The organism is Pseudomonas huaxiensis, assembly GCF_003231275.1.
GTDB classification, from domain to species: Bacteria; Pseudomonadota; Gammaproteobacteria; order Pseudomonadales; family Pseudomonadaceae; genus Aquipseudomonas; species Aquipseudomonas huaxiensis.
In genome coordinates this window covers 40,746-59,930 of the sequence record NZ_QKVL01000008.1, presented here as the reverse complement: position 1 = coordinate 59,930, position 19,185 = coordinate 40,746, and the positions used below count along the sequence as shown (strand labels likewise).

Annotated in this window: 17 protein-coding genes; 7 read left to right on the top strand and 10 right to left on the bottom strand. The window is 64.1% G+C overall.

Annotated features, from left to right (window positions below; translation table 11 throughout):
• Positions 1-112: 112 nt before the first annotated feature.
• From DM374_RS11965 to DM374_RS11940, 6 genes are all read left to right on the top strand, one after another.
• On the top strand, positions 113-625 hold the full coding sequence (locus tag DM374_RS11965; protein ID WP_095159685.1) for a sigma-70 family RNA polymerase sigma factor: 513 nt from the start codon (positions 113-115) through the stop codon (positions 623-625).
• Positions 622-1,545 (top strand): FecR family protein, encoded by a 924-nt coding sequence (locus DM374_RS11960; RefSeq protein ID WP_110969987.1) that lies wholly within the window; start codon positions 622-624, stop codon positions 1,543-1,545. Before DM374_RS11965 ends, DM374_RS11960 begins: the two co-directional genes overlap by 4 nt.
• A gap of 76 nt (positions 1,546-1,621) precedes the next feature.
• Entirely contained in the window at positions 1,622-3,991 is a 2,370-nt protein-coding gene (locus tag DM374_RS11955; RefSeq protein WP_110969986.1) for a TonB-dependent siderophore receptor, read from the top strand.
• 294 nt (positions 3,992-4,285) lie between these two features.
• Positions 4,286-5,383, top strand: a complete 1,098-nt coding sequence (locus DM374_RS11950) for a carboxynorspermidine decarboxylase (RefSeq protein ID WP_095159682.1) — start codon at positions 4,286-4,288, stop codon at positions 5,381-5,383.
• A gap of 26 nt (positions 5,384-5,409) precedes the next feature.
• Positions 5,410-6,645 carry a saccharopine dehydrogenase family protein gene (locus tag DM374_RS11945; protein WP_095159681.1) on the top strand — a complete coding sequence of 412 codons (1,236 nt, stop codon included), beginning with the start codon at positions 5,410-5,412 and terminating at the stop codon, positions 6,643-6,645.
• 614 nt (positions 6,646-7,259) lie between these two features.
• Positions 7,260-8,426, top strand: a complete 1,167-nt coding sequence (locus tag DM374_RS11940) for a GGDEF domain-containing protein (protein WP_110969985.1) — start codon at positions 7,260-7,262, stop codon at positions 8,424-8,426.
• A 10-nt stretch (positions 8,427-8,436) separates the two neighbouring features.
• Here DM374_RS11940 and DM374_RS11935 read toward each other — a convergent pair whose 3' ends face one another.
• The 10 genes from DM374_RS11935 to DM374_RS11890 all read right to left on the bottom strand — a co-directional run bounded on the left by DM374_RS11935 (position 8,437) and on the right by DM374_RS11890 (position 18,643).
• Positions 8,437-10,989 (bottom strand): TonB-dependent siderophore receptor, encoded by a 2,553-nt coding sequence (locus tag DM374_RS11935; protein ID WP_225422483.1) that lies wholly within the window; start codon positions 10,987-10,989, stop codon positions 8,437-8,439.
• Between the two features lie 98 nt (positions 10,990-11,087).
• Positions 11,088-12,074 carry a FecR domain-containing protein gene (locus DM374_RS11930; protein ID WP_110969984.1) on the bottom strand — a complete coding sequence of 329 codons (987 nt, stop codon included), beginning with the start codon at positions 12,072-12,074 and terminating at the stop codon, positions 11,088-11,090.
• A complete protein-coding gene (locus DM374_RS11925; protein ID WP_225422485.1) occupies positions 12,071-12,538 on the bottom strand; it encodes a sigma-70 family RNA polymerase sigma factor in 468 nt (155 codons plus the stop codon). Before DM374_RS11925 ends, DM374_RS11930 begins: the two co-directional genes overlap by 4 nt.
• 180 nt (positions 12,539-12,718) lie before the next feature.
• Positions 12,719-14,413, bottom strand: a complete 1,695-nt coding sequence (locus DM374_RS11920; protein ID WP_263854278.1) for a TonB-dependent siderophore receptor — start codon at positions 14,411-14,413, stop codon at positions 12,719-12,721.
• Entirely contained in the window at positions 14,413-15,138 is a 726-nt protein-coding gene (locus DM374_RS11915; RefSeq protein WP_110969981.1) for an STN domain-containing protein, read from the bottom strand. The genes DM374_RS11920 and DM374_RS11915 overlap by 1 nt, the downstream gene beginning before the upstream one ends.
• Before the next feature lie 100 nt (positions 15,139-15,238).
• Positions 15,239-16,081, bottom strand: a complete 843-nt coding sequence (locus DM374_RS11910; protein ID WP_110969980.1) for a FecR family protein — start codon at positions 16,079-16,081, stop codon at positions 15,239-15,241.
• Positions 16,078-16,611, bottom strand: coding sequence for an RNA polymerase sigma factor (locus DM374_RS11905; RefSeq protein WP_110969979.1), 534 nt, complete (start codon positions 16,609-16,611; stop codon positions 16,078-16,080). Before DM374_RS11905 ends, DM374_RS11910 begins: the two co-directional genes overlap by 4 nt.
• A gap of 85 nt (positions 16,612-16,696) precedes the next feature.
• Positions 16,697-17,317: a LysE family translocator gene (locus tag DM374_RS11900; RefSeq protein ID WP_110969978.1), complete on the bottom strand. Its 621-nt coding sequence runs from the start codon at positions 17,315-17,317 to the stop codon at positions 16,697-16,699.
• Positions 17,318-17,329: 12 nt separating this feature from the next.
• Complete coding sequence (locus DM374_RS11895) at positions 17,330-17,737, bottom strand: DUF2000 family protein (RefSeq protein WP_110969977.1); 408 nt, start codon at positions 17,735-17,737, stop codon at positions 17,330-17,332.
• Positions 17,738-17,788: 51 nt separating this feature from the next.
• Entirely contained in the window at positions 17,789-18,643 is an 855-nt protein-coding gene (locus DM374_RS11890) for an AraC family transcriptional regulator (protein ID WP_110969976.1), read from the bottom strand.
• Between the two features lie 79 nt (positions 18,644-18,722).
• On the opposite strand from DM374_RS11890, the gene DM374_RS11885 reads away from it, so the two are divergent.
• Positions 18,723-19,178 carry a MaoC family dehydratase gene (locus tag DM374_RS11885; RefSeq protein WP_110970112.1) on the top strand — a complete coding sequence of 152 codons (456 nt, stop codon included), beginning with the start codon at positions 18,723-18,725 and terminating at the stop codon, positions 19,176-19,178.
• The last annotated feature ends 7 nt before the right edge of the window (positions 19,179-19,185 follow it).

Here is a 19,185-nt window from a genome sequence, read left to right as displayed (position 1 = left end):
TGGCAGCCAGCCACGCTTATGATAGTGATTCGTATTTGCGCAAAACCTGTCGGATCATTATCCTCCCGTCACCCGCCGGAGCCCCGGCGGGCTGTAGGGATTGTCGGGCAGCATGAACTGGAATCGAATCGATCTGCGCTGGGCCTATACCGATCTGCTGCTGAGCCTCGGGCGGCGGACCGGTTGCATGCAACTGGCCTATGACGTGCTGCATGACGCGTTCATCCGCTACCTGCTGGCCGACCGCCAGACCCGTATCGACCAACCCAACGCTTACCTGCGCCGCGTCGCGCAGACGGTGCTGATCGACCATTTCCGGGTGAGTGGGCGTTTCTGCTCGCTGGACGAATCCGAGGGCCTGGCTGCGGCCTACGAGTCCGACGGCGAACATTTCGCCCCGTCCGCCGAACACCTGGCCGACATGCAGCAGCGCCTGGAAGCCCTGCAACGGGTCATCAATTGCCTGCCCGCCCGCTGCCGAGAGGTGTTCTGGCTGGCGCGGATCGAAGGCCATCGCCAACCGGACATCGCGCGCATGCTCGGCATCAGCCTCAGCGCCGTCGAACGCCACCTGATCCGCGCCCTGCTCGACTTGCGTGCCGCCCGCGAGAGGCTGATGCCATGAGCAGCGTTCGCGAACAGGCCGCCCGTTGGTTCACCCGGCTGATGCACCTGCCGGACGATCACCCCGAGCGCCAGCGCTTGCGCCAGTGGCTCGACGCTGACCCGCGACATGCCGCCGAGTACCAGGCGTTCTGCGACCTGTGGGGCGACTTTTCTTCCACCGCCAGCACCCAGGCGCTGGCCGGGGAACTGGAGCGTCAGCACGGCCGGCGTACGGTGCTGCGTCGCGGGGCCTTGGGCCTGCTGGGGTTGCTGGCGGTCGGCCTGACCTGGCGTCTGTTCGGCGGGCGCGGCGAATTCGCGCAGACTTATGTCACGGCAATCGGCGAGCGCCGTCGCGAGCGCCTGCCCGACGGCAGCGAGCTGTACCTGGATGCCGATACCCGCCTGCGCGTGCAGTTCGACCAGGGCCGACGTCAGGTCTGGCTACTGCAGGGCCAGGCGATTTTCGATGTCGCCCACGACGCCGCCCGAACCTTCGCGGTGGACGCCGGGCTCGCCCGGGTCAGCGTGCTGGGCACCCGCTTCGTGGTGGCGCGGGACGCACGGGAGCTGCGCGTCAGCGTCGAGCGCGGCTCGGTGCGGGTCGACAACGCACAAGGCGCGCTGGTGCTGAAGGCCGGCCAGGTCGCCAGCACCCTGCTCGACCGCGGGCCGACGTTGCTGCCGATCACCGCCAGTAATGCCTTTGCCTTCGCCCAAGGCCGGCTGGTGCTGGAACAGGCCAGCGTCGAGGAAATCGCCAGCAGCCTGTCGCGCTATCGCCGCCAACCAGTACAGGTGCGCCCCGGCAAAGGCCGGCCGGCAATCAACGCGGTGGTACAACTGGACGACATCGAAGGCTTCCTCCAGGCATTGCCATCCATCGCGCCCATCGAGGTCAGCCACGCCGAGGACGTGACCTGGCTGCGGGCGCTGTGATTTTTTTGCAACGGCACATCAGGGATTTCACCCGCCCCTCCGTCAGTGGGTATCCAACACTGACATGAGACCTTCCATGCCCCACGCAACCTTGAGAACCCTGGCGCTGGCCGTCGCCCTGAGCATCGCCAGCCAGGCCTGGGCCACTCCGATGGATATCGACTTGCCGCGCCAGCCGCTGGCCACATCGCTGCGCCAACTGGCGGAAACCGCGCAACTGACCCTGGCGGTGGACAACAGCATCATCCCCGACAACCTGGCCCCGGCCGTGCGCGGCCGGCTCGAACCGCTCAGTGCCCTGGCGCAACTGCTCCAGGGCAGCGGCCTGAATTTCCGTCAGCAAGGCAACACCCTGGTGATCCGCCGCGTCGACGACAGCGCCCTGGAACTGGACGCCACCAACGTCAACGGCCTCGGCGCGACAGAGGCCAGTGAAGGTTCTCACGCCTACATCAACGGCCCCGCGCGCACCGCCACGAAAATGGCCCTGGCGCCCCGCGAGACGCCGCAGTCGGTCTCGGTGATCACCCGCCAGCGCATGGATGACCAGAACCTGCAGAGCCTCGACGAAGTGGCGCGCACCACCACCGGCATTACCTACACCAAACTCGGCACCGACCGTTCGACCTATTACGCCCGCGGCTTCGAGGTCAACGACCTGCAGTTCGACGGCATCCCGAGCAACATCTCGGAAAACTACTCGATGGACGTCATGTCCACCGCCAATATGGCGCTCTACGACCGGGTCGAAGTGGTGCGCGGCGCCAACGGCCTGATGCAGGGCACCGGCAACCCGTCGGCGGCAATCAACCTGGTGCGCAAGCGCCCCACCGCCGACTTCCGCCTCGGCGCCGAACTGGGCGCCGGCTCCTGGGACAACTACCGCGGCCAGGTGGACGTGTCCGGCCCGCTGGACGACGGCGGCCACCTGCGCGGCCGCGCCGTCGCCTACTACAACAGTGCCGACAGTTACCGCGACGGTGCCGGCAAGGACAACCAACTGCTCTACCTGATCGGCGAAATGGACCTGAGCGAAAGCACGGTCTGGAGCCTGGGCATGACCCTGCAGCAGGACAACAACAACGGCTACGACTGGGGCGGTTTCAACACCCGCGCCAACGGTTCGTTCTACCCGCTGTCGCGCTCGACCTCGCTGGCCGGCAACTGGGCCCACCTGGACCGCAACAACCGGGTGCTGTTCAGCGACCTCAAGCATCACTTCGCCAATGGCTGGGACCTGACCCTGGCGCTCAACGCGGTCTGGTCCGACGCACAGTTTCTGTCCTCCTACCCGGCGCGGGTCAGCGGCGACAACTACCGCCTGGTCGTCTCCCAGGCCGACTACGAAGACCGCCAGTTGGGCATGGACCTCTACGCCACCGGGCCCTTCAACCTGTTCGGTCGCGAGCATCAACTGATGCTCGGCGCCAACACCCGCAAGGATGATTTCGACGTGGGCATTCACACTGCCCGCAACACGCCGACCGTCAACATCAACGACTTCGACCACGGTGCCATTCCCGCCCCGGAGCTCAACGCCACCCAGTCCGACTACAACTACGTGCGCCAGGAGCGCGGCCTGTACGGTGCCACCCGGTTCAGCCTGAGCGACGACCTGAGCCTGATCGTCGGCACGCGCCTGAGCTGGTCGGACTACGAGGTGAGCAGCCCGGCCACCAACGACCGCTACCGCGAGAACGGTCGCGCCGTGCCGTACGCGGGTCTGGTCTACGACCTCGACCGCCATCACAGCCTCTACGCCAGCTACACCGAGATCTACAAGACCCAGAGCTACTACGGCACCGGCAACCGTCTGCTGGAACCGGTGGAAGGGGAAAACTACGAAGTGGGGATCAAGGGCGAGTATTTCGACGGCGCGCTCAACACCTCGCTGGCGCTGTTCCAGACCGACCTGATGAACATGCCCGAGTCCATCGCCGGGGCGCGGATCTGCGGCGTGACCGGCACCAGCACCTGCTATGAAGAAGGCGGCGAAGTGCGCAACCGCGGGTTCGAGATCGAAGTGTCCGGCCAGCCGCTGGAGGGCTGGAACCTGAGTGCCGGCTACACCTACAGCGACCCGCAATACGTCGCTGGCAACAACAAGGGCAACGACTATTACACGCGGATCCCGCGTCGACTGCTCAAAGTGTCCAGCGACTACCGCCTGCCGGGTGTGCTTGACCAGTGGCGCGTGGGTGGCGACGTCTATGCCCAGAGCCGCACCTCCACCAGCGCCGCGGCCTACGACATCGAACAAAGCGGCTACGCCCTGCTCAACCTGCACGCCAACTACCAGATCAACCGCCAGTTGAGTGTGCAGTACAACCTGAACAACGCACTGGACAAAACCTACTACCAGTCGCTGCCGACCTCCAATGACTGGGGGGGATTGTTCTATGGTGATCCTCGTAACTTCGCGGTCACACTTCGCTATCAGTATTGATTTTCAGCAACCGGACGGCATCGCTCCTACAGAACGAACGCCCCCTGTAGGAGCGAGCTTGCTCGCGAGGCGGCACCACCAAAACCACGGCATGCACAGGGTGGCCTTCATCCGATCCAACAACGGCCACCCCCAACATCGCGTAACATCCAGCAACAGGTTGGCCAGCCAAACGCCAGCACGGCTTGCGCCCAACCCATTGACTCAGCTAAATCCGCGTTCCGCCCTTTCGATATGTATCGAGTACGGGCACAATGCGGATCTTTTTTTGGCCGGCCTTCCCGGAGCCTCGTAGTGATCAAGACACCGTACTACCTCATCGACAAACAAAAGCTGCTGGGCAATATGGAAAAGATTGCCTACGTGCGCGAAAAATCCGGGGCCAAGGCCCTGTTGGCACTCAAGTGCTTCGCCACCTGGTCGGTGTTCGACCTGATGCAGCAATACATGGACGGCACCACCTCGTCCTCGCTCTACGAGCTCAAGCTCGGCCGGCAGAAGTTCGCCGGCGAGACCCACGCCTACAGCGTGGCCTGGGCCGACGACGAGATCGAGGAAATGCTCGATAACTGCGACAAGATCATCTTCAACTCGATCAGCCAGTTGCAGCGTTTCGCCGACGCCTCCGAAGGCAAGGTCCGCGGTCTGCGGGTCAACCCGCAGGTGAGCAGCTCCGACTACCTGCTGGCCGACCCGGCGCGTCCATTCAGCCGCCTCGGCGAATGGGACCCGGTCAAGGTCGAAGCGGTGATCGAGCAGATCTCCGGCTTCATGTTCCACAACAACTGCGAGAACGGCGACTTCAGCCTGTTCGACAAGATGCTCGGCACCATCGAGGAACGCTTCGGCCACCTGCTGCACAAGGTCGAATGGGTCAGCCTCGGCGGCGGCATCCACTTCACCGGTGAAGGCTATGCGCTGGACGCCTTCTGCGAACGCCTCAAGTCGTTCTCGGAAACCTACGGCGTGCAGGTCTACCTCGAGCCAGGCGAAGCGGCGATCACCCAGAGCGCCTCGCTGGAAGTCACCGTGCTCGACACCCTCTACAACGGCAAGCACCTGGCCGTGGTCGACAGCTCGATCGAAGCGCACATGCTCGACCTGCTGATCTACCGCCTCAACGCCAAACTGGCGCCAAGCCAGGGCGAACACACCTTCATGGTGTGCGGCAAATCCTGCCTGGCCGGAGACATCTTCGGTGAGTACCAATTTGATCGTCCGCTGGCCATCGGCGATCGGCTGTCGTTCGTCGACGCCGCGGGTTACACCATGGTCAAGAAAAACTGGTTCAACGGCCTGAAAATGCCGTCCATCGTAGTGAAACAACTTGACGGTAGCGTTGAGCTGGTTCGTGAGTTTGGTTTCGAAGACTACCTGTCCAGCCTTTCCTGAGCTGGCAGATAAGGAGAGATAGAGAATTGAAGAAGAACGTTCTTATCATTGGTGCAGGAGGTGTCGCCAAGGTGGTGGCCCACAAGTGCGCGCAGCATAACGATGAACTTGGTCGTATTGCCATCGCGTCGCGCAACATCTCCAAATGCCAGGCCATCATCGATAGCGTCAAGGCCAAGGGCAGCCTGAAACAGCCCGCCGACATCAAGGCTTTCGCGCTGAACGCCCTGGATGTCGAAGCGACCAAGGCACTGATCCGCGAGACCGAATCGCAGATCGTGATCAACGTCGGCTCCGCGTTCCTCAACATGTCGGTGCTGCGTGCCTGCATCGATACCGGCGTGGCCTACCTGGACACCGCCATCCACGAAGAACCGGGCAAGATCTGCGAGACACCGCCGTGGTACGGCAACTACGAGTGGAAACACCTCGAAGAGTGCCAGCAGAAGAACATCACCGCCATTCTCGGCGTGGGCTTCGACCCGGGTGTGGTCAACGCCTATGCGGCACTGGCCAAACAACAGTATTTCGACCGCATTGATTCGATCGACATCCTCGACGTCAATGCCGGTTCCCATGGCAAATATTTCGCCACCAACTTCGACCCGGAAATCAACTTCCGCGAGTTCACCGGACAGGTATGGAGCTGGCAGAACAGCCAGTGGACCAGCAACACCATGTTCGAAGTGAAGCGTACCGACGACCTGCCGGTCGTAGGCTCGCAGAACCTGTACCTGACCGGCCACGATGAAGTGCACTCGCTGTCGAAGAACCTCGACGTGCCCAACGTGCGCTTCTGGATGAGCTTCGGTGAGCACTACATCAACGTCTTCACCGTGCTGCGCAACCTCGGCCTGCTCTCCGAGCAACCGGTGAAAACCGCTGAAGGCCTGGAAGTCGTGCCGCTGAAACTGGTCAAGGCCGTGCTGCCGGATCCGTCCTCGCTGGCGCCGGGCTACACCGGCAAGACCTGCATCGGCGACCTGGTCAAGGGCACCAAGGACGGTCAACCGCGCGAAGTCTTCATCTACAACGTGGCTGACCACGAAGAAGCCTACGCCGAGACCGACAGCCAGGGCATTTCCTACACCGCGGGTGTACCGCCAGTGGCTGCGGCCCTGCTGGTAGCCCGTGGTCAGTGGGACGTGCAGCGCATGGTCAACGTCGAGGAACTGCCGGCTGAGCCGTTCCTCCACGCCCTCGACGAAATGGGTCTGCCGACCCGCGTCAAGGACGAGAACGGCGACCGCCCTTGGGCGTGATCCGGTCTGACCGCTGAACACGAAGGGCGCCATTGCGGCGCCCTTTGTCGTTGTTGGGCAGGCTAGTCTGTGCGCGTTTCATTAAGGTCCATGAGTGCCCGGAAAGCATCGGTATCTACACCCCTTCCGGTCATGTGGGTGGCTTGAAGGCGCTTTTCAAAAAATCGAGCAATGGCCACCAGGCGCATGCCAGGAGTTTTTCAGCGCTCTCAAGATCGAGCGCCGCCCGCGCGGCGCATCGCCGGCAAGCCGGCTCCCACAGTGGTTCGGCTCGATTTTGAGGTTGGCGCCTCAGCCACCGCGCACTCTCCAGCCACGCACCAAGGCAGGCAACGCCAATCCCACAGGCCATGGCTCGTTGCAGCAAATGTGGGAGCCGGCTTGCCGGCGATGCGCCGCGCGAGCGGCGCTCGATCTTGAGAGCGCTGAAAAACTCTCGGCTAGCACCTGGTGGCCATGACCGGATCCTCTGACAGGCTACTCATGGCCTTCATACAATCCCGAGAGCCCGTGACAGACTCGCGCAACGCCAACGACGGGAAATGCTCTGAAAAATCGTTTCAACCCCTTACAATCGCCGTCTTTTCAGGCAGAACAACAAGGCCAGTCCATCCATGGTGCTCGACCCTCCTACCCTGCTGGTGCTCACCACCGTACTCGCCGCCTCGGCCGCGCTCTACCTCGCGATCGAATGGCGCAGCGTGCGCGAATCTTCACTGCTGTTCTGGAGCGCGGGATTCGCCACCATCACCATCGGCTGCACCCTGTCGCTGCTGCGCAGCAACGGTTTTCTGCTGATCGGCATCTGGTTCGCCAACGGCCTGCTGGTGCTTGCCCACTGGTTTTTTCTACTGGGCGTATCGCGCTTCACCGACACTCGGCTTTCCCGCGCCTGGTACCTGATCTTCGCCACCTGGCTGGCGCTGTTGGCGCTGCCGGAAAACCAGGCCTGGTCGAAGCTGATGATGCTCGCCAACTCGGCACTGGTCGGCCTGCTGGCACTGCGGGCCAGCCTGCTGCTGCGACCCCACGGCAAATCCCTGAGCGTCGGCGCGGTGCAGTTGCGTTACGTGATGCTGATCCATGGCCTGTTCTATTTCATCAAGGCTGGCCTGGCTATCGTGCCCGGCACGCTGATCGACCTCGCCTCCTTCCGTGGCGAGATCATCCAGGTGTCCCTGGTTGAAGGTGCGATGGCGATCATGCTGATCGCCCTGTCGATGACCGGCAGCGAACGCTACCGCCGCGAACAACGCATCGCCCGCCTGGCCGCCCGCGACCCGCTGACCGCCCTGTACAACCGCCGCGCCCTGGAAATGCGCGCGCCGCGCCTGCTTGGCGAGGTGTCCGCCGCCCGCCCCGGCGCCCTGCTGCTGATCGACATCGACAACTTCAAGCTGGTCAACGACCTCTACGGCCACTCCGCCGGCGACCGCCTGCTGGTGGCGCTGAGCGAAATGATCCGCTCGGCCTTGCCGCAGGACGCCCTGGCGGCGCGGCTCGGCGGCGATGAGTTCGTCATCCTGCTGGGCAATGCTTCGCGTGAGCGCATCGTCGGGTTGGGCAGCGTATTGCGCGAGCAATTCCACACCACCGCCAAAGCCTTCGTCACCCCCGAAGCGGTGACCCTGAGCATCGGCGCCAACCTGTTCCAGCAACCGCCGGAAAGCCTCGCAGCGCTGATCGACCAGAGCGATGCGGCGCTGTATGAGTCCAAGCGCGGTGGGCGGGACAGCATTCGGCTGGTGGATTGCACCGAGGGTGAGGCACAGCTTTGTTGATGTAAGCGCCCTACCAGAACGTCCCGCGTAACGTCAGCATGTGGTTGCGCGGTTCGCCGTAGTAGTTGCCCACCGCCGAAGACCCCACAGTGTTGTAGTAGCGCTTGTCGAAGGCGTTGTTGAGGTTGTACGCCACGGTCCAATGCTCATCCAGCCGATACTCGGCCAAGGCATTCCAGACCGCATAGCCCGCCTGGCTGTACTGATACGGCACCGAGACCTGCTCACCATTCACCACCACGGGCTTGCCCACGCCATCCAGCACCGGCACCCGACCGCTGACGTAGTTGGCGCTCTGCAGCGTGACACCGCCGCCCACTTTCAGATCGTCGAGCACACCCGGCAGGCGGTAGGTCGAGAACAACTTGAACAGGTGCTTCGGAGTAACGCTGTTGAACGGCGAATCATCGTCACGACGCTGGTTGTGGTTGTAGGTGTAGCCGGCCAGCACGCTCCAGTCCGGGAGGATCTCGCCGCTGAGCTCCAGATCAACACCCTTGCTGACCACTTTGCCCTGCGCCAGATAGCAGCAGCTACCGCTGAACAGCGCCGCCTCGAACGGATACGACGGGTCTTCCAGGGCTTCGTTTTCGCGCTGGGTGTAATACAGCGAGATCGAGGTGTTGACCGCACCGCCCCAGAGTTCACCCTTGATCCCGGTTTCGTAGGTCTTGCCGGTCATGGCCTCAACTACCGAGCTGCCCGGTGGCGGGCCGGCCAGTTTGTCCTGCTGCGGTTTGTAGATTTCCGAGTAGCTGGCGAACGCCGACCAGTCGTCGCTGAGGTCGTACACCACGCCGCCGTAAGGCACCACCTTGGTCGGCTCGCGCAGCGGGATATTGGATTGCGTCACCCAACTGCCGCCGTCGAGTTCGCGGTATTCCTGGTTGAATTTGTAGCGATGGGCGCGGGCGCCGACGATCAGGTGCAACGGGTCAGCCAGGTGCAGGCGCAAGGTCGAATAGAGCCCGTACTGGGTCTGGTCATTCGGACTGTAGTCGCGGATCCAGTGCTTGTCGGTCGGCGGGTTCGGCCACGGGGTCGATTCGGGATCGAACACATCGATCGCGCCAAAGGCCCCGGCCAGTTGTGAAGTGCCGCGCCACCGGCTGGTGATGCGCTGGTAGTCGGCGCCCAGGAGCAATTCCTGCTCACGGCCAAGCATGTCGAATTTGCCGGAAAGGTTCAGGTCCAGCAGTTGCTGATCACTGCGGTAGCGCGCGACGCTGCCGAAACGGGTCGGGCCTTCGCCGGTGATCGGGTTGAGTCCGCCGACGTTGAACGCGCGTTTCTGCAGACCGGCGTCCTGGGTGCGGGTGTAGGTCAGGTTGACCTTCCAGGCGTCCGAGAATTCGTGGTCGATCTTGGCGAACAACTCCTGCGAGCGACCGTCCTGATAGGCCCAGCTGTCGGTAAGGTTGGTGCTGCGCGAAAGCTTCAGGTCTTCGCCCGTGCTGTAGCGCGGCAGGCCGGCGCTGGCGCCGTTCTGGCTGATACGGTCATAACGGCCGCCGACGGTCAGGCGGGTTTGCGGAAGGATATCGGCTTCAAGGATGCCGTAGACACTGGGCAGGCTCGAACTGCGTCCGTCGATGAAGTACTGGCGGTCGTTGTATGCGGTCACCAGGCGACCGCGCAATTTGCCGTCGAACGCCAGCGGACCGGTGACATCGAGCTGGGTGCGGTAGTTGTCCCAGGAGCCGGCCGAGGCTTCGACCTTCAATTGGTAGGTGTCCAGCGGACGCTTGCGCACCAGATTGATGATCCCGCCCGGATCGCCGGTGCCGCCGAACAGGCCGGACGAACCGCGCAGCACTTCGACGTGGTCGAACTCGGCGAGGTTGTATTCCTTGCTCGAATAGAAACTGCCGGCCGTGGTGCCAAGGGACATCGGCGCGGCGCCGTCGATCTGGATGTTCTCGATCACGAAGCCGCGCGAGGTGTACTCGTAGATCCGTTCGTTGGTGTTCTTGACGGTGATGCCTGGGGTGATCTTCAGAGCATCGGTGAGGTCCACCAGTTTCTGGTCCTCGACCACCTGCTGGGTGATCACCGAGACGGTCTGCGGCGTTTGCCGAAGGCTGACCGGGGTCTTGGAGCCGGCACTGATCCGGGTCGGGGTGTAGGACCCGGAGTTCTCGGTCATCTGGCCCATGCCCTGGCCTTCGATCACAGTCGCGCCCACCTCCAACGCGCCGCCCTGGTCGCCTGTCGGGTACATCATCCAGTTGCCGTTGGGGCTGACCAGCACCATGAGGCCGCTGCCGGCCAGCAAGGCGTCGAGGCCGTCCTTGATCGCGAACGAGCCTTTCAGCGCCGGGGCGCGCTTGCCCTGCACCAGTGCCGGGTCGAACGGCAAGGTGATGCCAGCGAGTTGGGCAATGGTGTTGAGGGAATCTTCCAGCGCTCCGGCCGGCAGGTCGTAGTGGCGGGTTTGCGTCTGTTCGGCGAAGGCCATGCCGGCCATGACCGGCAAGCAGGCCGCGCTGCCGAGAATACCGCGCAGGGCAATGGCCAGGGCGCTGCGGCGCAGCGCGTGAGGATGGGACGACGGGGATGACATGTACGACAGACTCCATTCGAATGAGCAGGGTGTTTTCCCTGTCTGTCGAAGGGCGCGACAAAACCCGCAAGACGTTTCGAGAATTTTTCGTATTTCGTTCAGAGCGCGACGACACGGCTCCACAGCGGTGTGAAGCGCTGGACACGCACCGGCAGCGAATCGGCAAGGGCCACCAGGGCGCGGTCGATATCATCGAGCTGGAATACGCCGGACACCTGCAAGTCGGCGACTGCCGGATCGCAACTCAGCCAACCCCGGCGATAGCGACCCAGTTCCGCAGTCAGTTCGCCGAGGCGCATGCGCCGCGCCACCAGTTGCCCGCGGGTCCAGGCGCTGGCGTTCATGCTGCTGTGCTCGACCCGCTGGCTGCCCGCAGCGGCGATCAGATATTCCTCGCCCGCAACCACACGAATCGGTTGGCCTTCCTGGTGAATCGCGACCACGCCCTCCTCCACTCGCAACCGCGTGCCCTGCGCTTCCTCACGCACACCAAAGGCGGTGCCGATGGCCTGCAGCCGCGCATGCCGGCTTTGCACCCAGAACTCACGGCGGCCTCCAGGCGCATCGGCATCCTTGCCGGTGTCGATGAACAGCTCACCCCGGCGCAGCACGATCAGCCGCTGCTCGACGCTGAAACGCGCATCCACGGCGCTGCCGGTATTGAGTTGCAAGCGGGTGCCGTCACTGAGCTGGAAGCGCCGGCGCTCGCCCACCGCCGTGGCGTAGTCGGCGCCCAGTTCAGCCAGTGGTCCCTGGCGCAGCCCCCACCCGCCGGCGCTGACGATCACCCCGGCGGCGATCAGTTTGAGCACCTGGCGCCGCCCCTGACGGCCCGTGCCCAAACGCTGCAGGGTGTCCAGCGCCGCAGGCCCGGGCAGGCCCGGCAACGCCGCCAACTGCTGAAACGCCGCCTCACTGGTGTGCAGCGCGCACCAGGCGGTTTCGTGCAACGGATCGGCCTGGCGCCAGGCCAGGCAGTCATGGTGCAGCTGCGCATCAGCGCTGCCCGATTGCAGACGCACCAGCCAGCCGATGGCCTGGTCGAGCACGGTGTCCGGGATGTCCGGCAGTGCAGTGCTGCTCATCGTTGCGCCAGGTAGCAATGGCGGATCGCCGTGACCATGTACTTCTCCACCGAACTGACGGTGACGCCCAGGCGCTCGCCGATGTCCTTGTAGCCCAGCCCTTCGAGGCGCGACAACAGAAACGCCGTGCGCACCTTCGGCGCCAGGCCGTCGAGCAAGGCGTCGATGCGTTCGAGGGTTTCCAGCAGGATCAGCCGGGTCTCCGGCGACATCTCTTGCGCCACGGGCAAATGCGCGAGGGTCTCCAGCCAGGCCCGCTCGACCCGCTGTCGACGCACCCGGTCCACCAGCAATCCGCGCGCCACCGTGCTCAACCAGGCGCGAGGCTGGCGCAACTCCTGGACCTGCTGCGGCCGGCCGAGAATATGCACAAAGGTATCGTGGGCCAGGTCGGCGGCACTGTCGCCATGACGCAGGCGCTTGCGCAACCAGCCCAGCAGCCAGGCATGGTGATCGAGGTACATGGCCTGAATGTCGGCCTGCGCGGTGGCGGGAGAAGAAGGAGATGACACGGCGAGCCTCTGCACGACAATCAGATGCATTTGAGAATTCGTCGCATCCTAAGGGAGATTGCCGGGCCACGGCAACCTCGATGATAGCGCGGCGCCATGTAGCTATCCGCCACATGACGCCGCGCCTCCTCCTCAGAAGCGGTACTTCGCCGTCAGCAGGTAGTTGCGCGGATCACCGACAAAGTTGCCGCCGGTGGTGGTGATGATGCTGGAGTAGTAGTCGCGGTCGAACACGTTGTTGGCGTTGACGCTGACCGTGAGGTGGGTATCGACGTCGTAGCTGGCGAACAGGTCGGTCACTGCGTAGCCGCCCTGCTCGATGCCGTCGCTGGTGTAGATGTCGCTCTGCACATGCAACCCGCCACCGACGCGCCAGCGGTTGAGGTCACCGGGCAGACGGTAGCTGGTGGCCAGCTTGAACAGGTTCAAAGGCAGGTTGGTGGCGTAGCGATCGGCGCTGGAGGTGGTGCCGATCGGCGCGAACTGCGAGGCCTTCATGTGGCGGGCGTCGTTGTAGGTGTAGCCGGCAGACACCTGCCAGTCCGGCAGCACTTCACCGCTCACTTCGAACTCGACGCCGCGGCTGCGCACTTCGCCGGAGGCGGCGTAGCAACCGGAAGGCTGCTCAGGGCACAGGCCGCTGTCCAGTTGCATCGGCAGATTCTCGAGGTCGATCTGGAACAGGGCGACGCTGGCGTTCAGGCGGCCATCGAAGTATTCGCCCTTGAGGCCGATCTCGTAGTTGCTGCCGGTCTGCGGATCAAGCAGGCCGCCGCTGGCCAGCGCGTAGTTCTGCGGATTGAAGATGCGCGTCCAACTGGCATAGGCGGTGTAGGTGTCGTTGAGGTCGTAGGTGAAACCCAGGTACGGCGTGAATTCGCGGGTGGCTTTGTAGCCGTCATTGCCGGTCCAGGTGCCCGAGTGCGTGGTGACCTGATATTCGTACCAGTCCAGCCGCCCGCCCAATGCCATCTTAAGTTGCTCGGTCAGGCTGAATCGCGCGGTGACGTAGGCGCTGGACTGGTCGATCTGGCCATCGCGGGACCAGGCCCTGACGGTCTGCGGCTTGGGCACCGCCTTGCCGTCGAAGGCCAGCGGGTCGAATTCGTATTCGAAACCGAGCGGCCAGCCACCAGGGCCGTCATCGATATCCTGCTCGCGGTAACTGCCGCCAACCACCAGTTCGTGGGTGCGGCCGAACAGGCTGAACGGTCCGCTGACATAGCCATCGAGGCTGGTCTGGGTGTTTTCGTAGTGATAGGCACCCACGCCGAAGCCCATCACCCGCGACGCTTCATCCGGGCGATAGAGGTAGGTGCCAAGCATGTCCATCTCGCTCTTCACTGCGGTGGCGGCCAGCTTGGCGGTCCAGTCGTCGGCGAAGCGGTGGGTGATGTCGGCGAAGACGCTGGTGCTCTCCTTGTCCCAGTACGACCAGCTCGGGCTCATGCGGCTGGAGCGAGAAATGTCGAGAAAGCGGCCGTCCGGCTGGGTGCCGCGACCGTTCCAGTCGGCGCCGGGATTGTTGTCCTGGCTCCAACTGGCGCCGAGGCTCACCCGGGTGTCCTCGCTCAGGTCGGCTTCGAGCACGCCGTAGACCAGATTGCGCTGGGTTTTGTAGTCGTCGATGAACGAGTGTTTGTCCTGGAACGACACCACGGTGCGCCCGCGCAGGCTGCCGCTGCTGTTCAACGGACCGCTCAGGTCGAGCTCGGTGCGGTAGTTGTCCCAACTGCCGGCGCCGGCGGTGATGGAGCCCTGGAAGGTATCGGTGGGACGCTTGCGGATCAGGTTGATCGAGCCACCCGGCGAGCCTGCGCCCTCCATCAAGCCCGCCGCGCCGCGCACCACTTCGACCCGGTCGTAATCGACAGCAGGCCGGTGGACAGGCTGGCTTCCTCGTACTGCACCGGAATGCCGTCGACCATCAGGTTATTGAGCTGGAAGCCGCGGGAGTTGAAGCGCTCGCGCTCGCCGCCCCACTTGGTGAGGGTCAGGCCCGGGGTGTATTTCACCGCATCGCCGAGGGTGGTCATGGCCTGATCGTCCATGCGCTGGCGCGAGACCACGCTGACCGACTGCGGGGTTTCCCGTGCCGATAAATTCAGCTTGGTGCCGCTGCTCATGCTGCCGGTGGTGTAAGAACCGGTGTTCTCGCTGGTGGCGCCAAGGCCGCTGGCGTTGACGCTGGTGGCGCCCAGCTCCACCGCGCTGCTGCTGACGGACGCCGGAGCGGAGACCAGATAGCTGCCGTCGCCGGACTTCTGGATCTTCAGCCGGGTGCCGCGTAGCAGCCGTTGTAGCGCCTGCTCCACGCTCAGCTCACCGCTCAGGCCGGGTGCCTGAAGGCCCTCGGCGCTGTCAGTGGCGAACAGGATGCGCGCGCCGGTCTGCCCGGCCAGGGCGTTCAGCGCCTGGTCCAGGGGTTGTGGCGGCAGGTTCACGGCGTGGCGGGCATCCTGGGCGTGCAGCGCGCAAGACAGGGTAATGCCTGCGGTCAGCAGCGACAGACGGCTCAGCCGCGAGCGGCGCGAAGATGGATTGGTGCTCATTTGACTCCCCAATGACACGATCAAAAGTGACGTTCACAGGGAGTGGCGAATGAGCACCGGCACATGTTGAGGTCTGAAATGAAAAATATTCTCTTTTCCGTCAGCGAGCCTTGATCGACACGCTGCCATCGGCGGCGCGGCTGACACTGATCGGCAGGATCGACGGCAGCAGGTCCAACAGCGGTTCCACCGCATCGCTGTCGAATTCGCCGGAAACCCGCAACTGGCCGAGCCGTGGATCAGCAAGACGTATCGGCGCCAGGCGGTAGCGTTGCAGGTCGGCGATCACCTCGCGCAGCGGCGTGCCATCGAAACGCAGCTTGCCCTGCTGCCAGGCGATGGCCCGGCCCGGGGCGATGGCGCTGAGCCTCCCCGCTTGCGCAGCGCTCGCCAGCCATTGTTGCCCACCGTGTACGCGGCGCGGCGCAGCGCCCTTGGCGGACACTTCCACCTCGCCTTCGATCACCGCGACCGCGACGCCGCGGCTGTCGCTGCGTACGTTGAACACCGTACCGATATCGCGCACCGCAAGGCCCTGGCTGCGGACGATGAACGGCTGCGGGCCGTGGACCACGGTGAAGGTGGCCTCGCCTTCCAGCAACTCGAACTGGCGACTGCGCAGGCGGTGCTCGATGCGCAGGTGGGTGGCGCTGTTGAGTCTGATCGCGCTGCCGTCGGCCAGTTGCAGGCTATCCCGCGTGCCGACCGGAGTGCGGAGGTCATCGCTGTACAACGCCGGATCGAGCAGCCACAAACCGCCGGCCAGCAGCAGCAACGACAGGCCGCCGCCCAGCGTTTGCTTGCGTCGGCGCTGACGCGCGGTCTGCGCCTTCGCCTCGGCCAACAGGGCCTCGCGGGACGGCACGCGGTTGCGCAGCGCTTGCTCGAAAGGCGCCAGCGGATCGGCGTCTGGAATCTGCTCGGGGGTTTCCCTGGGCTTCATTTCGCCACCAGCGCCCGGCGTGCCGGTTCCCAGTCACGCACGATGGCCTGCATGGCCCGGGCGAAATGCTGGGTGACCATGTTCAGGGAAATACCCAGCTCGGCGGCGATCTCCCGTTGCGCCATGCCGTGGATGCGATGCAGCAGAAACACCTGCCGCGCCCGTGCCGGCAGCGCTTCGATGATCGCCAGCAGGGCGTGCAGTTGCTGCTCGAAATCCAGGCTGGCGGCGCCGTCCAGGTCGTGGACGTACCAGTCGGGAACGTCCGGAGTGAAGTCGATCCAGGTGTTACGGGTGCTGTCCGCCCGGCGGCGGTCGATGGCCTTGTTGAAGGACACCTTGCGCAGAAAGGCGAACGGCAGCTTCACCGGTTGCTGCGGCGGCTTCTCCAGCAATTGCACGCACACCTCATGCACCACCTCGCGGGCGAACTGGGAACCCTGGAAGCGCCGCCGGATGTAAGCCACCAGGTCGTCGTAATGCAGGGCCAGCGCGCCGATCAGTTCGGGATTGGACGAGGATTTGGTCATGGCGGGAGGCATGCGAATGAAAGTGAGTCGCATTATAGACATGGCGATTTGATTGCCAAGGACTGTTATCACGACGACGCCGACCTCATACCCAGAACAACTCCCCTACCAGCACCACCGCCAACACCACCATCACCCCGCCCGATAGCCGCCCCATCATCCGCGCCGCCGCCGGCCGGGTTTTCAGCGCGGCGCTCGCGCCCAGCCCGACCATCGAATACACCACCGCGCAACTGGCGGTGTAGACCAGGCCGAGCACGGCGATCTGCACCGGCACGCTCCAGCTCGCCTGGGCACTGGTCCAGGGCGGCACGAAGGCGAGGAAAAACAACAAACCCTTGGGGTTCAGCCCGCTCACCAGCGTGCCACGCAGAAACTGCCCGGCCCTGCTGACGCCGTCCGCATCGCTGGCGCCCGCCTGTGGTACCGGCGGGTTCTGCAACAAGCCAATCCCCAGCCAGCCCAGGTATAGGGCGCCGACCACCGTCAGGCCGGTGATGAACGCCGAACTGCTGGCGCCGAGCACGGCAAAGCCGGTGGCCACCGCCAGGGTCAGCGCCAGATAGCCCACCAGCAAACCGAAGACCGCGGCCATCACGCCCCTGCCGCGCACACCTGCGGCAATCGCGTAGGCCCAATCCGGCCCGGGAATGATCACGAAAATCATCGAAAACGCCCAGAACGCCAATACCGTTGCACTGCTCATCCGTTCGCTTCCTTATCCGTGCAATGCCAGGCCTTTGATCGCCTTGTCCACGGCCTTCTTCGGCCCACGCAGGGCCAGGCCCACGAGGTTGAGGTTGGCGGGATCCTCGGCAAAGAACACTTCACGGTTGGCGGCGTCGTGGCCGGTGGAAAACATGGCGAAGACGTAGGGCGACATCGTCAACTGCCGCTCCAGCCCCGCGCGGTGGGCTTTTTGCAGGCCGGGAAGGTCGGCCTCGAAGATCATCATCGGCTGGCCGAACAGGTTGCCGTATTGATGGCCAGCGGCATCGACATACGGCTGGCCCATGACCTCGGGCGCCGCTGCGGCGATGCCGGTGGAAAGGAACGCGACCACATTCAGGCGCTGCCAGGTGGCGAGGTCATTGCGCACGACAATGGCGACTTTGGTATCGAACATCGGAAACTCCAGATCAAAGCTGAGGCGCCATGATCGGAGTGGGAGGCAGGTTCAGTCTGTAAGGTTTGTGCACTGTTTCCGATAAGCCGCCGGCGTCATGCGGAACGCCCGGCGAAACCACACGCCCAGGTGGCTCTGGTCGGCGAAGCCCACTTCGGCCGCCACTTCCACCGGCGCCATGCCCCGCGCCAGCAACGCCCGGGCCGCGCGCAGGCGCAGGCGCACCAGATAGGCGTGGGGCGACTGGCCAAAGGCTTTCTTGAATTGCCGGGTCAGGCGGAAACGGTCGACACCCGAATAGGTCGCCAACTCTTCCAGGCTGACGTCATGGGCCATCTGCGCATGGAGAAAGTCCCGCGCCCGCTGCAATTCCAGCGGCGAATCGCGGCGCAGCGACGGCGCCTTCAGGTACAGGTGACGGGACAACTGACCCAGCAACTGGTCCAGGCCCTGGTCGCGGGCCAGCCGGCCCTCATTTTGGTGGACGGCGACGAATGCCTGCTGGATCGCACCGACCAATTCGGCGTCGTCGGTCAGCGTATTGTGGAACGCCGCCTGCAACGCCGAGGCATCGCCCAGGCCCAGGCGCTCGGTCATGCCCGACACGTAGGGCTGCGGCAGGTAGAGCATGGCGTAGGTGAAGCCTTCCTTCTCCGGCGCGTGGCCGTCGTGCACCGCACCGGGCTCGATCAGCATCGCCCGACCCGGCGTACTGACATGCAGCGAGCGGTTGCAACTGAACTGCTGCACGCCCTGCTGGGTGATGCCCACCAGCATTTCGTCGTGGTCGTGGGGATCGTAGGCGTGGCCCTGAAAATGCGCGTGCACGCTCTCGATACCGGTTTCCTGATCGCGGCGCATGCGAAGCCAGTCGCTGGCGGAGGTAGTGCTTGCATCAACGCTCATAAAGACTCGTCAGGGGTTGAATGTCGGGCCGCGAGTCTGGACGATGAACATCGACCAGACCCTGTCAGAGGAAAACAAAATGGACGCAGGAAAAATCCAGCCACCAATCTATCTGGATGACCTGGCGGTTGGCGATGTTTTTGTCAGCGCCCAGTATCCGCTGGAGGCTGAAGAGATCATCCGCTTTGCCAGCCAGTACGATCCGCAGCCCTTCCATACCGACCCGGAAGCGGCCCGTGACACCTTCTTCCAGGGCCTTGCCGCCAGCGGCTGGCATACCGCGGCGCTGACCATGAAACTGCTGGTCGCCAGCTTTCCGCTGGGCCGCGGTGTCATCGGTGCAGGCGGCGAAATCAGTTGGCCGCAAGCGACCCGGCCGGGCGATGTGCTTCAGGTCACCAGCACCATCCTCGAAATCACTCCATCGCGCTCCAAGCCAGACCGCGGGATGGTGCTGGTGCAGTCGATCACCCGTAACCAGCGGGATGAGGTGTTGCAGAAGCTGACGTCGAAGGTGCTCTGTTTCAGAAAGTGAGGGTGGC

Coding starts and splice junctions, on each gene's coding strand:
- DM374_RS11890 (WP_110969976.1), bottom strand. CDS start 18,643: ATGAGCGTTGATGCAAGCACTACCTCCGCCAGCGACTGGCTTCGCATG.
- DM374_RS11900 (WP_110969978.1), bottom strand. CDS start 17,317: ATGAGCAGTGCAACGGTATTGGCGTTCTGGGCGTTTTCGATGATTTTC.
- DM374_RS11910 (WP_110969980.1), bottom strand. CDS start 16,081: ATGAAGCCCAGGGAAACCCCCGAGCAGATTCCAGACGCCGATCCGCTG.
- DM374_RS11940 (WP_110969985.1), top strand. CDS start 7,260: ATGGTGCTCGACCCTCCTACCCTGCTGGTGCTCACCACCGTACTCGCC.
- DM374_RS11960 (WP_110969987.1), top strand. CDS start 622: ATGAGCAGCGTTCGCGAACAGGCCGCCCGTTGGTTCACCCGGCTGATG.
- DM374_RS11895 (WP_110969977.1), bottom strand. CDS start 17,737: ATGTTCGATACCAAAGTCGCCATTGTCGTGCGCAATGACCTCGCCACC.
- DM374_RS11885 (WP_110970112.1), top strand. CDS start 18,723: ATGGACGCAGGAAAAATCCAGCCACCAATCTATCTGGATGACCTGGCG.
- DM374_RS11920 (WP_263854278.1), bottom strand. CDS start 14,413: ATGGAGGGCGCAGGCTCGCCGGGTGGCTCGATCAACCTGATCCGCAAG.
- DM374_RS11930 (WP_110969984.1), bottom strand. CDS start 12,074: ATGAGCAGCACTGCACTGCCGGACATCCCGGACACCGTGCTCGACCAG.
- DM374_RS11935 (WP_225422483.1), bottom strand. CDS start 10,989: ATGTCATCCCCGTCGTCCCATCCTCACGCGCTGCGCCGCAGCGCCCTG.
- DM374_RS11915 (WP_110969981.1), bottom strand. CDS start 15,138: ATGAGCACCAATCCATCTTCGCGCCGCTCGCGGCTGAGCCGTCTGTCG.
- DM374_RS11965 (WP_095159685.1), top strand. CDS start 113: ATGAACTGGAATCGAATCGATCTGCGCTGGGCCTATACCGATCTGCTG.
- DM374_RS11905 (WP_110969979.1), bottom strand. CDS start 16,611: ATGACCAAATCCTCGTCCAATCCCGAACTGATCGGCGCGCTGGCCCTG.
- DM374_RS11955 (WP_110969986.1), top strand. CDS start 1,622: ATGCCCCACGCAACCTTGAGAACCCTGGCGCTGGCCGTCGCCCTGAGC.
- DM374_RS11925 (WP_225422485.1), bottom strand. CDS start 12,538: ATGTACCTCGATCACCATGCCTGGCTGCTGGGCTGGTTGCGCAAGCGC.